Origin of the sequence: Brevibacillus dissolubilis, from assembly GCF_006170445.1 — a bacterium.
Lineage (GTDB): Bacteria > Bacillota > Bacilli > Brevibacillales > Brevibacillaceae > Brevibacillus_B > Brevibacillus_B dissolubilis.
Window position 1 is genome coordinate 37,144 of the sequence record NZ_VCNA01000004.1, and the last position, 15,106, is coordinate 52,249.

Annotated in this window: 17 protein-coding genes; 3 read left to right on the top strand and 14 right to left on the bottom strand. The window is 52.5% G+C overall.

All coding sequences use genetic code 11. The annotated features are described in order from the left end of the window. Window positions 1-53 precede the first annotated feature (53 nt). Window positions 54-242 carry a 50S ribosomal protein L28 gene (gene rpmB / locus FGI41_RS09295; protein ID WP_139489795.1) on the top strand — a complete coding sequence of 63 codons (189 nt, stop codon included), beginning with the start codon at window positions 54-56 and terminating at the stop codon, window positions 240-242. A 52-nt stretch (window positions 243-294) separates the two neighbouring features. Here rpmB and spoVM read toward each other — a convergent pair whose 3' ends face one another. The 7 genes from spoVM to FGI41_RS09330 all read right to left on the bottom strand — a co-directional run bounded on the left by spoVM (window position 295) and on the right by FGI41_RS09330 (window position 4,820). Beyond that, complete coding sequence (spoVM, locus tag FGI41_RS09300; protein ID WP_139490175.1) at window positions 295-378, bottom strand: stage V sporulation protein SpoVM; 84 nt, start codon at window positions 376-378, stop codon at window positions 295-297. A 372-nt stretch (window positions 379-750) separates the two neighbouring features. After that, entirely contained in the window at window positions 751-1,392 is a 642-nt protein-coding gene (locus FGI41_RS09305) for a thiamine diphosphokinase (protein WP_139489797.1), read from the bottom strand. Then, window positions 1,393-1,953 (bottom strand): energy-coupled thiamine transporter ThiT, encoded by a 561-nt coding sequence (thiT, locus tag FGI41_RS09310; RefSeq protein ID WP_139489799.1) that lies wholly within the window; start codon window positions 1,951-1,953, stop codon window positions 1,393-1,395. Window positions 1,954-2,153: 200 nt separating this feature from the next. Continuing rightward, the gene (locus FGI41_RS09315; RefSeq protein WP_139489801.1) at window positions 2,154-2,876 is read right to left on the bottom strand and encodes an amino acid ABC transporter ATP-binding protein; all 723 of its coding nucleotides are present in this window, start codon (window positions 2,874-2,876) and stop codon (window positions 2,154-2,156) included. Continuing rightward, the gene (locus FGI41_RS25265) at window positions 2,869-3,522 is read right to left on the bottom strand and encodes an amino acid ABC transporter permease (RefSeq protein ID WP_139489803.1); all 654 of its coding nucleotides are present in this window, start codon (window positions 3,520-3,522) and stop codon (window positions 2,869-2,871) included. The genes FGI41_RS09315 and FGI41_RS25265 overlap by 8 nt, the downstream gene beginning before the upstream one ends. Window positions 3,523-3,549: 27 nt before the next feature. After that, entirely contained in the window at window positions 3,550-4,380 is an 831-nt protein-coding gene (locus FGI41_RS25270) for a transporter substrate-binding domain-containing protein (protein WP_139489805.1), read from the bottom strand. A gap of 320 nt (window positions 4,381-4,700) precedes the next feature. Then, the gene (locus tag FGI41_RS09330; protein ID WP_438358016.1) at window positions 4,701-4,820 is read right to left on the bottom strand and encodes a sigma 54-interacting transcriptional regulator; all 120 of its coding nucleotides are present in this window, start codon (window positions 4,818-4,820) and stop codon (window positions 4,701-4,703) included. A 511-nt stretch (window positions 4,821-5,331) separates the two neighbouring features. Between FGI41_RS09330 and FGI41_RS09335 the strand changes: the two genes are divergently transcribed. After that, window positions 5,332-6,462 carry a M20 family metallopeptidase gene (locus FGI41_RS09335; protein WP_139489807.1) on the top strand — a complete coding sequence of 377 codons (1,131 nt, stop codon included), beginning with the start codon at window positions 5,332-5,334 and terminating at the stop codon, window positions 6,460-6,462. A gap of 132 nt (window positions 6,463-6,594) precedes the next feature. Here the strand turns inward: FGI41_RS09335 and FGI41_RS09340 are convergent, their stop codons facing one another. Next, window positions 6,595-6,837 (bottom strand): hypothetical protein, encoded by a 243-nt coding sequence (locus tag FGI41_RS09340; RefSeq protein ID WP_139489809.1) that lies wholly within the window; start codon window positions 6,835-6,837, stop codon window positions 6,595-6,597. Between the two features lie 225 nt (window positions 6,838-7,062). On the opposite strand from FGI41_RS09340, the gene FGI41_RS09345 reads away from it, so the two are divergent. Continuing rightward, window positions 7,063-8,028, top strand: coding sequence for a hypothetical protein (locus FGI41_RS09345; protein ID WP_255298399.1), 966 nt, complete (start codon window positions 7,063-7,065; stop codon window positions 8,026-8,028). A gap of 100 nt (window positions 8,029-8,128) precedes the next feature. On the opposite strand, the gene rpe is transcribed toward FGI41_RS09345, so the two are convergent. The 6 genes from rpe to rsmB all read right to left on the bottom strand — a co-directional run bounded on the left by rpe (window position 8,129) and on the right by rsmB (window position 15,106). Then, the gene (gene rpe, locus FGI41_RS09350; protein ID WP_139489811.1) at window positions 8,129-8,776 is read right to left on the bottom strand and encodes a ribulose-phosphate 3-epimerase; all 648 of its coding nucleotides are present in this window, start codon (window positions 8,774-8,776) and stop codon (window positions 8,129-8,131) included. Then, window positions 8,770-9,678 carry a ribosome small subunit-dependent GTPase A gene (rsgA, locus tag FGI41_RS09355; protein ID WP_139489812.1) on the bottom strand — a complete coding sequence of 303 codons (909 nt, stop codon included), beginning with the start codon at window positions 9,676-9,678 and terminating at the stop codon, window positions 8,770-8,772. The genes rpe and rsgA overlap by 7 nt, the downstream gene beginning before the upstream one ends. Window positions 9,679-9,696: 18 nt before the next feature. After that, a complete protein-coding gene (pknB, locus tag FGI41_RS09360) occupies window positions 9,697-11,646 on the bottom strand; it encodes a Stk1 family PASTA domain-containing Ser/Thr kinase (protein WP_139489814.1) in 1,950 nt (649 codons plus the stop codon). A gap of 5 nt (window positions 11,647-11,651) precedes the next feature. Continuing rightward, entirely contained in the window at window positions 11,652-12,416 is a 765-nt protein-coding gene (locus tag FGI41_RS09365) for a Stp1/IreP family PP2C-type Ser/Thr phosphatase (protein ID WP_139489816.1), read from the bottom strand. 7 nt (window positions 12,417-12,423) lie between these two features. Then, window positions 12,424-13,494: a dual-specificity RNA methyltransferase RlmN gene (rlmN, locus tag FGI41_RS09370; protein ID WP_139489818.1), complete on the bottom strand. Its 1,071-nt coding sequence runs from the start codon at window positions 13,492-13,494 to the stop codon at window positions 12,424-12,426. 154 nt (window positions 13,495-13,648) lie between these two features. Continuing rightward, entirely contained in the window at window positions 13,649-15,106 is a 1,458-nt protein-coding gene (gene rsmB / locus FGI41_RS09375) for a 16S rRNA (cytosine(967)-C(5))-methyltransferase RsmB (RefSeq protein ID WP_255298400.1), read from the bottom strand.

Here is a 15,106-nt window from a genome sequence, read left to right on the forward strand (position 1 = left end):
TGTTGGCCCATGTCATGGGCTCGTTTCACTTGCACCAGAGGAGGTGGATTCTAATGTCACGCAAATGCTACGTAACAGGCAAAGCACCAAAAGCCGGTAACGCTCGTTCCCACTCCATGAAGGCGTCTCGTCGTACCTGGGGTGTTAACGTACAAAAAGTGCGCATCCTCGTAGACGGTAAACCAAAGCGCGTTTGGGTTTCTACTCGCGCTCTGAAATCCGGTCTCGTTACTCGCGTATAGTTGTACCCATATGCCGCGAAAAAAAGCACCTTGAGGGGTGCTTTTTTTATTTTTACTTCTTTTTATTGAATGCTTCGATCATAGCGCGAACCATGCCACCCAGGAATTTCGGCAGTTTGATTGTATAAAACCGCATGTCGACCCCTCCTTACCCCTCGGAATTACTTGTGATGAAACAGATACCATCCAGCCCCCATCAACGTTATTCCTATGCAGGCATACCACACCCAGAGGGGTGTCGCGTTCAAGAATAGGATAATGCCTGAAACCGCTAATACAATGCCAATCACTTTTTTTACCGCGAACCCCTGCCTGATGTGAAAGGAACGAAATCCCATACCATGTCGCACCCCCTCTTGGGCTTTCATCCGAGTTTCTGATATTACATATCTATTCCAAAGAGGGGCAAACATGTGCCCAGCATGCCTGCTGGAACAAAAAAAATATCGGGTAGGCGAATTGCTACCCGATATCTATATGCAGGTTTTTGGTAATTGTTTCGTCTTTTTCAGACAAGGTCACAGCTGGCGATCAGATAGACAGCACCGCTCTTGATCTCGACGCGTCCCCGCTCGCCCAGCAGCTGATTGCTGACCCCAAGCGAGGAGCCAAGTGTGATCACAGCCTCTTGGAGCGGGTAGAGAAAGCCTGTCAGCGTAATCCCTGTCACCTCGGCACTCACCGGGATCAGGGAGAAAAACTCATATTCTCCCCGCTCCACCACACAGCCCGTGAATCTCTCTGACAGCAGCCGAACATGGTTCTGGCGGTTGATAATCTCCATCCAGACACCCTGACTGTGCGCTTTCCATAACAGCTGCAGGTTCGCAAGTGTATGGTCCATCCTACTGCCGATGGCTCCGTATACCTTGATGCCCGTCGGCTGATAGCCTAGGGCCGTCTCCAGCGCGATCTCAGTGTCTGTGGCGTCTTTTGCCGCTGGGAACTGCTCCAGTGTAATCCCCGCCTCCAAAAGCCGCTCTACGCCCGCCTCCCCGATCGTATCGAAGTCTCCGACTGCCACATCCGGCCGATATCCCGCCTCCAGCAACCGCAAGGCGCCAGCGTCGACACCGATCAGCTTGTCCCCTGCCTTAAGGTCTGGCCAGACATCCAACAGGCCGCCTGTACAGATGTGTACCGTCGTCATCTAGCGTCCCCGTGGCAACAGGAAAAGCTGTGGCGCTGTGGTTATCAGGATGCCCAGCACAACCGCTGTGATGAGATACTCAGGCAGGATGTACTGGATATTGTAGAGAAAGGAATAGGTGGTAACCGGAGTGCCTTCTGGGGCGTACTCAGCAAAATAGACGACGCCCGAAGTGAAATGGGCAAGGAAACGCACCACTACACCAAGCAGCAACGCACCGCAGACAGAGACAACCCGCATCATGTTGCCACTCATACGCGCCAGCGGAATCAAGCCTGCCAGTCCAATCGCAGTATAAGGGATCGGATAGTCGAGGAAAAACTGAATCGGGTGGACAGCCGGATATTTGCCCAGCAGGTAGTCGATGATCCCGACGAGCAAGCCTGCCATGAGTCCGGCACCCAATCCACGGCGCACTGCAATCAGAACGATTGGCAGCATCACCAGTGAGACCGAGCCTCCCTGTGGCATTTCATATACTTTGAGCTGGCCTAAGACATATGCCAAGGCCGCCATGACGGAAATCTCCATCATTGTGACTAATCTGTTGTTTTGTGCCATGTTGATGATTCCCCCAATAATGTCGAAAAAATGAAAAGGTTCGCGTATGATTGTACGTGAATTTCATCTCATTGTAAACGTCCTTCTCATTCCAAACTGGCAAAACGGTAAAAACCGCCCGAAGAACGGCCGCGTCTTGATCAGACGGGTCAATCGTCAGGCGGTTTTTTTCATCGGTTGTCTAAACGTGTGGAGCAGGCTTAGAGAATCTTCTCCAAGAATTGCTTCGCACGCTCAGACTTCGGATTCTTGAAGAATTCTTTTGGATCGGCTTGTTCCGCCAACCGTCCCTCATCAATGAAGCAGATCCGGTCTGCCACCTGGCTTGCAAAGCCCATCTCATGGGTCACGATGGCCATGGTCATACCGCTTTGCGCGAGGGATTTCATTACGTCCAATACCTCTTTGACCATCTCTGGGTCGAGGGCTGATGTCGGCTCGTCAAACAGCATGTACTCAGGCTCCATCGCAAGAGAACGGGCGATCGCGACACGCTGCTTTTGCCCCCCGGAGAGGCGGGATGGATAGATGTCCGCTTTGTCAGCGAGACCGACGCGGGTGAGCAGCTCCATCCCTTTTTGTTTGGCCGCTTCTTTGGAGACGTTCTTCACCGTGATCGGTGCATAGGTGATATTATCCAGTACCGTCATATGCGGGAACAGGTGAAAATGCTGGAACACCATCCCGATTTTTTGGCGGATGCGGGCTACATCTGCTTTTGGTGCGGTAATCTCGTCCTCATCGATGAAGACATGGCCGGATGTCGGCACTTCAAGCAGGTTCATACAACGCAAGAGCGTCGATTTACCGGAACCGGATGGCCCGATGATCGCTACTACCTCACCTTTTTCGATGTCGAGCGAGATATCTTTGAGTACGTCGAGTTTGCCAAATGATTTGGACACGTTCTGTACCTTAATCACTGCGACGCATCCTCCTCTCAAGCAAATTCGCGCAGAGTGTCAGGGTCATAACCATGGTGTAGTAGATCGCTGCCGCGATGATCAGCGGTTCGAAGTACAGATAGGTATCGGAACCTACCAGTGCTGCGTTACGCATGACATCGGCAACCGCGATGGTAGAGACAAGCGCAGAATCTTTGAGTAGCGCGATGCTTTCATTTACCATTGCAGGCAATACGTTTTTGAACGCCTGTGGGAAAATGATGTTGAGCATCATGCGCTTGTACGGAACACCGAGAGCCAGTGCCGCTTCCCGCTGTCCTTTGTCAACAGCAAGAATACCGGCACGGATTGTCTCGGAGATATACGCAGCAGAGTTAAGACCAAACGTAATAATACCAGCCTGTAACGCCGTGATTTCATAACCTGTCAGCTGAGGTGTTGCGAAGTAGATCAGTGACAAGGTCAAAATCAGCGGAAGTCCTCGGAAAATGGAGGTATAAAACCAAGCTGCGCCCCGCAGAATTCTGCTTCGGGAGATCTTGATGAGCGCAAGCACGGAACCCCATGTGTAACCAACGAGTGCGGACAGCAACGTATACTTAAGGGTGACCCAAATCCCATTGAAGATGAAGGCCGCATTTATTTGATCAAAGTGAAAGACCATATTTTGTTACCACCTCAAATCAGGTTCTTATTCGCCGAACCACTTCTGAATCAGTTTTTCCAGTTCGCCGTTCTCTTGCATTTTCTTGATGACTTCGTTGAACTTCTCTACTTGCTCAGAACCTTTCGGGAATGCAACTGCAGAACCTGCTGGCTCAGCGGACTCGATTTTGGTGAATTGAAGCTCTTCGTTGTTTTTCACAAAGCCTTTTGCTACAGTGTCTTCGATGATCGCAGCGTCGATACGGCCTGCTTTGAGCTCTTGGATGATCTCAGCGATTTTGTTCATTTGTTTGATTTTCATGCCTTTTGCTTCGCCTTCAGCAAATACTTTTGCTTCGCCTTCTTGGATGGAGCCGAGCTGTACGCCGACGGTTTTGCCTGCGAGCTCAGATACTTTGGTCAGGTTCGCGTCTTTTTTGGAAACGATGGAGTTGGTCGCTTCAAAGTAGATCACGGAGAAGTCTGCGTTTTTGAGGCGCTCAGGCTTTGGTGTCATACCAGCCATAGCGAATTCAGCACGGCCGGATTGCAGGGATGGGATGATCCCGTTGAAGTCCATGTCAACGATTTCGAGTTCAAAACCGAGTTCTTTGGCGATATAGTTGGCGATGTCGATGTCGAAGCCGACGATTTTGTCTTCACCGCTGGAAGTATCATGGTACTCATAAGGCTTGTAGTCAGCAGATGTCGCCATACGGAGCTTGGCCACCGGCTGTTCAGCAGCTGGTTGTCCGGCTTGGCCGCCTTGGGCTTGGTCAGCAGGAGTTGGAGCAGTACCTTGGCCGCAGCCTGCGAGTACGGAGAATGCCAGCAGAGAGGTCATGGCAAGAGTAAGGAATGATTTCATCTTTTTCATATAGGTATAAACCCCCTTGGTATAATTTCAGCAACACATTGCATCATTTTAGCAAGTTGTGTGCCAAGTTGTAAACTCATATTTATAAATTTGTTTGTATAAACCTCAGGATTTTGTATCCCTTGCTGCTGAAAGCTGATCCGGCGCGTCCGATTGCTTTGCGTAAGCAGCCATGCGCTTCTAGGATATCCATTTTTCGGCGGATCTGTTGCTGGGATCATGTGGTTCTGCTTGCCAAAAGCTTTGGTGATAAAGTTTTTCGCCCAGAGCGCTCGAACAGGTCAGGCTTGCCTCCTTTTTTTGGCGTGAGTGAAGATTCCTTACTCGTAGCCGAACAATTCACTTTCCACTAAATCTTCTGACAACAGGGAGAAGTTAACGACCAAAGATGGACCGTGGCGGTGGTCAGAGATGTTGTGGTGGCTCTCGCTTGCGGACAACTCCCTGGCTTGTCCTACTCTCCTCTTCGATGAGGACAGTCAGATCTCAGTCTGTGCCGATTTGCAGGCGAGGGCTTCGATTGGTTGATCACCGGTCTGTTACCGATAATATCGGCAAAGTGTACTTGGTCATATAGCCTTTGTTGAACATTTCCCGCTGGCATTTTTTGCTGGTGCTTGGCAAGATCCTTTTCTTGCTTGACAGGTGACAACGAATCCTTCCTGCTGAGTCAGGTAGGTGCCGATGGTGCCTGGTCCTTGTACCTGTTTAAGTTTCGTCTCTTCCCCTACCTTTTCCTCCAAGAAAACGACGACTTGTGCGATCAAAATAACTTGACTGAGCGTTTTCCCGATAGCCTCCGGGTGACCGGATGATAAGTGTCCTTACTCAATATACACAGAACGGGCGTTCAGGTAAACGTTTTCTTTTTCGAATCATAAGCTTTTTTGGTACAAATCTTGTATGATAAAAAGCAAGAAAAGTTTGCGACACAAGATGGAGGAAAGTCATATGTCTACCAATTGGACTGAGGTCTTTGCAGCACAATTAGATGAGATTGTAGCAGAATTAAAAACCTATGTAGAGATGGAGACACCCACCCACAATAAGCAGGCTGTTGATCAGCTCGGTAACTTCATCGCGGACCGTTTTGCCGCACTGGGATGCAAGGTGGAGCGTCATCCCCAAGAAGTGGTGGGTGATCAGCTTCGCATCGAATACGGGGAGGGTGACGAGCAGATTCTGATCCTCGGTCACTTCGACACGGTCAAAGAAATCGGGACGCTTACAACTGAGCCATGGCGCATCGAGGATGGAAAGGCTTACGGACCTGGTACATATGATATGAAATCCGGAATCGTGTTCAGCTACTATGCACTGAAGACGATTATCGAGAACCAACTGCCGTTGAACAAAAAGCTGGTGTTTTTCTGGAATACAGATGAAGAAACAGGCAGCGAGCACTCTAAGGAGCTGATCCAGGAGGAAGGCCGCCGCAGTGCGCTGGCGCTGGTGATTGAGCCTACCTATGGCGACGGTTACGTCAAAACGAGCCGAAAAGGCGGCGGCGAGTTCACCCTGCGTGTCAAAGGTCGTGCTGCACATGCGGGGAATGATCATAAGATCGGGATCAATGCAATCGACGAGCTGGCCCATCAAATCCTGCAGATCCGTGCCCTGACCGATTATGAGCAAGGTACCACCCTCTCCGTCGGCGTCATCAGCGGAGGTACGGTGTCCAATGTCGTGCCAGAGTACGCGGAGGCGATCATTGACGTGCGTGTGATGAAGGCGTCTGAAGCGGAGCGCGTAACACAGGCGATGTACACTCTCAAGCCGATGCTCGAAGGCGCTGTCCTGACCGTCGAAGGCGGCGTAGCGAAAACCCCGATGGAACGTACCGAAGCTACCGAGAAGCTGTTCCTCCATGCCAAGGAGCAGGCGAAGCTGGAAGGCTTGGAGCTAAAAGAAATCGGTGTCGGCGGAACCAGCGATGGCAACGTGGTGGCGGTCGTGGGCATCCCGGTGCTCGATGGACTCGGGCCAGTCGGGGACGGAGCACATGCCAGCCATGAACATGTGGTGGTGGATGAGATTCCGGCGAGAATTGCGCTGTTGGTGAGATTGTTTACGACGATGTAGATTTCAAGAAAAGAATTCACGCAATAATGAAGCCAAGTTGCTTATTCCTGATTGAATGGAGTAAGTGACTCGGCTTTTTTGTTTACCATTTTTTTGTTACATGAAAAAAACACACGGTCTCTCAGGTACGCTTCACTCCCCCGCCCGCTCCTGCTCCAAAATCCTCCCTTCCTGGTCAAGCCATGCCCTGTAGAACTTATCCTTATTCCGATAAACGACCATGAACCGTGGCGGCTTGGGGTAGCTGTTGGTGTTAAAAATATCACGGACCGCAAAGTCATGGTAGTGCTGGGTGAACTTCGCCCGCATGTTATTTTTGCGCATCATAGCGATGGTGTCTACGGTGAAGGTAAGCAGGGCCACACTGAGGAACATGATGCCGATGAAGGCTAGAAGCCATTTGGTGAGACGCTTCAGTATGATTGGTACTCGCCTCTTTTCAGGGTGGTGTCGGTTGACTTACAGGTTTGGCATTAGTATGTGCATGTTCCCTTCCTGCACCTATCATGTTTTTTAACCTTTTGCATATATTTCCTTAAAATCGCTTTGTTATATTCTTTCTATATGAAAATGTACAATCAACGATATTGAGGTGGAATTGTGAAACAATCGAAGATGAAAACCATGATCAAATCAGGCTTTACCGCTTTTTGTGCTCTTGCCAGTCTGACCGGCCTCCTCACTCTGCCTACTGCCGCATCGGCTGCACCAACCGATCTGGATCTGGCATACCGCTGGGCTCCGATACACTACCAGGATACGGACAGCAGCGATTATGATGCGGATTACATCACCGCTGTCGATTATGACGGGGAGTGGGATACGCTCAACAACTGGGAGAACCAGAGCACTGACGTGAACCGTCTGAAGGCAAAAGTATATTACTCCGTGGTGGAAACCTCCTCTCACTGGTATCTGCTCTACAGCTTCTATCATCCGCGCGATTGGGTGGACTATCCTGATTTGGGATTGGATACGCACGAAAATGATATGGAAGGTGTCCTCTCCATCGTCCGTAAAGACGGCTCTACATACGGGAAGCTGGAAGGAATGGTTTCTGTTTTCCACACGGACTTCTACTCCTACACGCCGTCCGGCAGCCCGTTTACGAGCGGACAGGAGAGCATCGATGGGACCATCCGGATGGTGAGCTATGGTGGATATGACCGCCCGACCACGTTCCAAGAGGCAAAAGGTCACGGGGCCAAAGCGTGGAACGGCTCTACCGACAGCGACTATATCGTCTATTACCCGAGCAAGACGACCGCAGAAGTACCGTCCAGTGGGAAAGATACCTTCGTCTCGTATCAGCTGGTGGATACATTTGCTCCCGGCGGGCTGTGGGAACACCGTTATGACACCAAAACGTTTGCAAGCTGGGGGACGTTCCGTGGTGACAACGGAAAGGATAATGCGGCGAATACCGGTTGGAAATGGGACGATGGAAACGATGGCGGGGAATTGACCGGTGGAGAATTAGCGGTTGATCCGGCGAAGCTGGTTTCGATTTATTTTAGCAATCTAGGGAGTTTTGATCGGAATTATGTGAGGAATGGGTATCGGTAATATGCGATAAGGTAATTCCATATCCCGATAAAAAAGCGCTTGTCTCCACCAACGGAAACAAGCGCTTTTGCATTACCTGTTATTCTACTAAAACAATTCCTTACCCGCGAATCGCTGCAATTGCCTTCGCACGGTCTTCTTGATTGAACACAGCAGAACCCGCTACCAGTACAGTCGCACCAGCCTCTTCGCAAAGACGGGCTGTCTCTGCATTCACACCGCCGTCGATCTCGATCTCCACATGGGAGAGACCGCGTTGGTCAAGCATGTTGCGCAGGTCGCGGATTTTTGGCACGACGCTGTGGATGAACTTCTGACCGCCGAAGCCTGGGTTGACTGTCATCAGGAGCACCATGTCCACATCTGGCAGGATGTGCTCGATGGTCACGAGCGGGGTGTGCGGGTTGAGTACGACACCTGCTTTGACGCCTTGTTCCTTGATATGGTGGATGGTGCGGTGCAGGTGACGGGTTGCTTCTTGGTGCACCGTGATGATGTCAGCACCAGCTTTGACGAATTGGGAGATGTATTGATCCGGATTCTCGATCATCAGGTGGACGTCGAGCGTCAAGTTGGTCACAGGACGAACCGCTTCCACGATCAGTGGGCCGATGGTGATGTTTGGGACAAAATGACCGTCCATCACATCGATGTGAATCCAATCAGCGCCGCCGCGCTCTACGTCTTTGATCTCTTCTCCCAGTCGGGCAAAGTCAGCAGATAGGATAGATGGTGCGATTTTTACCATGGTTTGTTCCTCCGGTTGTATTCTTTCAGTTCTTCGTTGAATTGTTTGTAGTTGTCATAGCGCTCCGCGACGATCTCGCCTGCTTCAAGGGCTTCGCGTACGGCACAGCTTGGCTCGCTTAAGTGCAGACAGCCGCGGAATTTGCAGCCGTCCGAGTACCGCTCGAAATCGCGGAAGGACTCAGCCAGATCCAGCTCGCTCATCTCCATGAACTCCAGAGAGCTAAAGCCCGGTGTATCGGCCACATATCCGCCTTCCTCACTCTCCAGCGGAATCAGCTCGACGTGGCGGGTGGTGTGACGTCCGCGCCCCAGCTTGTGGCTGATCTCGGCGGTCTGTAAGCTCATGCCGGGAAAAATCTGATTGATCAGTGAGGACTTGCCTACCCCTGATTGTCCGGCGAAGACACACAGCTTGCCAGCGAGCTCCGAGCGTACCTCATCCACGCCCCGTCCTGTACGGGTGGAGGTCGGGATGACACGGTAGCCTACTTTTTCATACATCTGGACGAACTCCGCTGCCTTCTCCTCGCTGATCAGGTCGGTCTTGGTAATCGCCACGATCGCATCGATGCCTGCATGTTCGGTATGTACAAGAAACTTGTCCAGCAAAAGCGGGCTGAATGCCGGCTCAGCGGCGGAAAAGACGAGGACTGCCAACTCGATGTTGGCAATCGGCGGACGAACCAGTTCGCTCGTCCGCTCGCCTACTTCCATCACATAGCCTTCCTGCTCGTTCTCCTTGGTGGTCTCATAGACGACCCAATCGCCCACCAGCGGATTGATCTTGGCGCCTTTTTTCTTGAACAGACCGCGGGCGCGGCATTGGATCACCGCGTCCGAATCACTGTCTGCTACGTAATAATATCCGCTCAACGCTTTGATGATACGCCCTTCTGGCATGTGATTCCCTCCAAGATTCTATGGAAAAGTCTGATAGTCTACATTCAGGGTCTGGATCAACTCTCCATTTTTAAACACTTGAATGGTCGCGGAATCCTCTGGCATCAGCACCACTTCCACATCAAACGGCTTCGGCCCGGTGATCGTCTCTTTTGCAGCCACTTGGTCTTTGCCGCGTGAGTCTGTGACGAGGATCTTGAATTCGGCCTGTTCTTCGCCTTCGGTCAGCTCGGCCACATATGGATAGGTGCCGATCTTCGCGTTGGACGGGTATTCACCGGAGCTGACGATCAGAGTGACCTTGCTGCCTGCTTCCACAGATGCTCCTGCTTTTGGCTCGGTGCGAAGGACGGTATCTTTCTCCACGCCCAAAGCTGGCTCTTCCTTGATCTCCCCTTTGGCAAGCCCTGCGCTCAACAGTTCGATGGCGGCGCGTTCGAGACGCAGGCCTTCGAGCTTTGGCACTTGTACCTGACGTTTGCCGGTGCTGACGGTCAGGCGGACTTTTTGCTTGGTAGGGACGACCATTGTGTTAGGGAGCGGGTCTTGATCGATGATGTTGCCGGCTGGGATATCTTCATGCTCCTGCTTGACGATTTCGTATTCGAACTTGTCTTGCTTGAGCCGGTCTTCCGCTACCTGCTGCGGCAGGCTGATCAGGTTTGGCATCGACACCTCTTGCAGACCTTTACTTACATAGAGTGTGATGCTTGCGCCCTCTTTAACCCGCATCGGCGGAGCCGGGTCCTGCTCGACGACGATCCCCTTCTCCTGATCGGCGAATTGCTCGATCACCACGGGAATCAGCTTGGCGTCCTTGAGCTTCATCTCGGCAATGGACTGTTGCGTGCCGGTAACCAGTGGAACGTTGATTTCAGGTACGTAGAATATTTTCATGGCGAGATTAAAACCTAGTATCACAAGGGCAAAAAACAATCCGATCCCGCCCAGCCACAACAGGGTCTTTTTCCACCAAGCGGACGGCGGCTTCTCTTCTTCCGGTTCCTGCTGATCCCGGCGGTTCTGTGTCCGTTGCGGGGTTGCCCGCTCTTTACCGGCCTGCTCCAGCATATCAGGAGTGATCGCGGGCACGACACGGGTAGCTTCTTCGTCGTCGGACGGGAAGATCACCTTCGCCTCATTGCGCCTCTCCGGGGTCAGGCAGGTCTCGAGATCAAGCAGCATGCCGCGTGCTGATTCGTAGCGGAGCAACGGATCTTTGACCAGGGCACGCAGGATGACGTTCTCCACGCTTTGCGGGATGTTTGGATTGATCTCACGCGGCTCTGGCAGTGGTTCCTGCAGGTGCTTGAGCGCGATCGAGATCGGGGAATCTCCGGAAAACGGCAGCTGACCGGTCACCATCTCATACAGTACGATCCCAAGTGAGTAGATGTCTGATTTCTCACCGGTCAGACCGCCACGGGCCTGCTCCGGGGAAAAGTAATGAACCGATCCAAGCACGGAGCCTGTATGGGTGATGGTTGCCGAGGTGACAGCGCGGGCGATGCCAAAATCTGTTACTTTTACCCAGCCATTTTTCCCGATCATAATGTTATGGGGTTTGATATCTCGGTGAATAATATGGTTCTGGTGTGCATGATCTAATGCGTCACACACTTGTACAGCGATCCGTACCGCTTCGCTGACAGGCAGTGCGCCGTTGCGGTTGATGACATCTTTGAGTGTAGAACCTTCTATGTATTCCATCACCATATAGTACGTGTCTTGTTCCTGCCCGACATCGTAGACGCTGACGATGTTGGGATGAGAAAGACTGGCTACGGCTTGCGCCTCCCTGCGAAAACGGTTGACAAAATCATCATCCGTCCCAAACTGGGGTCTGAGTAGCTTGACCGCTACCGGCCGGTTGAGTACCAAATCTTTGGCTTTGTAAACGATTGCCATCCCGCCGCCACCGATTTTTTCCTCTAACTGGTAACGTCCTCCTAAACGCTGACCTTCCATCTGACTCACCCCTCTTCTCCACTGACTTCAATCGGTTTGCCCGTGTTGCGAACCGCAATACACGTAATGTTATCTTCCCCGCCCGCGTTCAGTGCGTGTTGAACGAGAGCGTCAACCGTCTCTTGCAGGGGAACAGGTTTGCCTAACAGATCGACCATGATCGGTTCTGGAACTTTGTTGGACAGACCATCAGAACAGAGCAGCAATATGTCGCCTTCCACCCAGCTGAACTCGCCCAAATCAATCAACGCATCCGGCTCCGTGCCGAGCGCGCGCATCAGAACATTGCGCTGTGGGTGCAGATGGGCTTCCTGCGGGGTAATCTGCCCGCTTCGTAGCAGCTCCTGTACAAGCGAATGATCCTCCGTACGCTGGGTCAGATCACCTGTGTGAAAATGATACAGGCGGCTGTCACCGATATGGGCGGTCACACCGTAATCCGGGCTGATCAGTGTTGCGACCACCGTTGTACCCATCCCGTTGCACTCGGGATGGGACTCAGCGTAGGCGTATACCTCTTCATTAGCTCTGATCAGTGCTCTCATCAGGTGTTCGCGTTCGTCCTCGGCTGTCGTATCAGCTCCGAGGCCGTGCAGCTCAGATACGATGCGCTCTACCGCCATCTTGCTGGCTACATCTCCTGCCTGATGCCCGCCCATGCCGTCCGCAACGATCGCGAGGACGCGACCGTTGAGATCAACCGTGCAGGCATAGAAATCTTCATTAAGCTGCCGCACACAACCGATATGCGACTTCATTGCAATCTCCATCTCTTGATCACCTTGCCGTTTCTTGTGCGTGTTGGGCGCGCAACTGGCCGCAGGCAGCAGCGATGTCACTGCCATGCTCTCTGCGGATGGTTACGTTGATTCCTCTGCGCTCCAGAATACGTCTGAAGTTGAAAATTTGATCGCGCGGGGTGCGCACATAATCGCGCTCCGGTACGTAGTTAACCGGAATGAGGTTGACGTGGCACAGCATGTCGCCAATCAGGTCAGCCAATTTTTCCGCATGCTCCGGCTGGTCATTCTGTCCACCGAACAGACCGTACTCAAACGAAATGCGGCGCCCGGTCTTTGCCACATAAGCGCGGCATGCTTCCATCAGCTTATCCAATGGGAAGCCACGGTTGATCGGCATCAGCTTGGTACGCAGCTCTGTAGTTGGCGCATGCAGGGAAATCGCCAGGTTCACCTGACCGCCGCGCTCAGCAAATTCGTAGATTTTCGATACGATTCCGCTGGTAGATACCGTGATGTGGCGTTGTCCAATGTTCAGACCACGGTTGTCGTTGATGATCTTGAGGAATGAGAGCAGCGGCTCAAAGTTCTCGAACGGCTCACCGATCCCCATGACAACGACGTGGCTGGCACGTTGGTCGGTTTCATCCAGAATGCGCTGCGCCTGCAATACTTGTGAGACGATTTCTCCGGCGTCAAGGTTGCGCTTGAGACCACCTAATGTGGACGCACAGAAGGTACAGCCGATACGGCAGCCTACCTGTGTGGTGACGCAGATGCTGTTCCCATAGTTATGACGCATGATAACGGTCTCGATGGCATGTCCGTCGATCAGCTGGAACAAAAATTTGATCGTGCCGTCCTCAGACTCCTGACGCGTGATTTCTTTGAGTGCATCCGTGCGGAAGGTCGCTTTGAGCTTTTCACGGAAGTCTTTGGACAGGTTGCTCATCTCGTCGATGCTGTGTACCCGCTTGACGTACAGCCAGTCAAAAATCTGTTGGGCGCGGAACGCTTTTTCCCCGTTCTCGGTCAGCCAGTTTTTCAGTTCATCTAAGGTCAAGCTGTGCAACAGCGGCTTGTTGTTCGTAAAGGATGTCATTGTCATGTGTGTGTTTTCACCTTTTGGTAAAGTATTATGCCGGGGATAACCCCAACATGTCTAACGGATATGTAACGCATTCCATTCTAACATTGTACCCCGTAATGGATAAAAGGAAAAGTGGAAACCCGCTTTTCACAGATTTCCACCCTGATGACTGTTATGATTCTATGCGTTTGAGGCGGGCGATGAAGAAGCCGTCGCTGTCAAAGTGATGCGGCAGGATCTGGACATATCCCCGATCCCGATCCATGATCGCCGAAACCGCTTCTGGCATATCGTCAGCCAGTGTGTTGTCCAAGACGAATTCCGGATGTTCTTTGACAAAACGTTCGACGATCTCCTGATTCTCCTCCGGCTCGATCGTGCAGGTGCTGTAGACGAGATATCCACCCGGCTTGAGCATCTGGGAGACCTGTTCGAGCAGGCGATACTGAACGTAGCTGATCTCAGTGATATCTGCCTTGCTTTTGTTCCATTTGAGGTCTGGCTTGCGGCGAATGACGCCAAAACCAGTACATGGAGCGTCAAGCAGGATGCGGTCAAAGGTACCGAGTCCTTTTTCCGGCAATTCGCTAGCATCGGATACGAGTGTGTCGATGATCGTGATACCGAGACGGTTGGCGGTTTCCTTGATCAGCTCGCGCTTGTGCGGGTGAACATCGCAGGCGATGATCTCTCCCTCGTTGTTCATCAGCTCAGCGATATGTGTGGTTTTGCCACCTGGTGCGGCACACGCATCGAGTACGCGCAGACCCGGCTCCACATGCAAGGCTGGGGCGACGAGCATGGAGCTTTCGTCTTGGATGGTGCACAGACCTTGGCGGAACTGGATGCTTCCGGCCGCGTGCCCGCTATGTAAAAGAATCGCGTCTGGTGTCACACGGGACGGCTCTGCCTCTGGGAACTGATCCTCCAGATCGCGCAAAAGCATCTCACGGGTGTTGCGCAGACGGTTGACACGGATGGTCGGCATCGGCGGCTTGTTGTTGCTTTGGCAGATCGCTCGTGCCGTCTCTGCTCCGTACAGTCTGATCCAGCGCTTCACAAGCCATGCTGGGTGAGACTCTTCGAGTGAAATACGGGCTGCCTCGTCATCCTCGGGAACCTCCCACACATCCGCTGTCCGCAAGACGTTGCGCAGCACTCCATTGACAAGCGAGCTGATCCCCTGATGACCACGGCGCTTGGCGATCTCGACAGCTTCATGTACAGCCGCACGCTCTGGCACACGGTCGAGGTAACGGATTTGGTAGAGGCTCATGCGGATTAGGTTGAGTACCCAAGGCTGAAGCTTTTTCGGACCGCCCTTGATGAACTTCCCGATCACATGGTCAAGCGTGTTGCGGCGTTGGATCGTCCCATATACAAGCTCGGTGACAAGACCTACGTCCGGGCCAGCCAGATGGGTGCGCTCCAGTGCGCCTTTTAATTCCAAGTTGCTGTATGATTGCTGTTCGTCAATGCGGGTCAAGATGTCGAGGGCGATGTCACGGGCAGTCGCATTGCGTCCGCCTGTGCCTGCCGGACGTTGGTTGCGCTCGCCTGAGCCTTGTGGTCGTGGACGGCGCTCCCCTGTTGTTTTGTTGGGTCTTCCCGCTTTTTGAGTTGGCTTCAC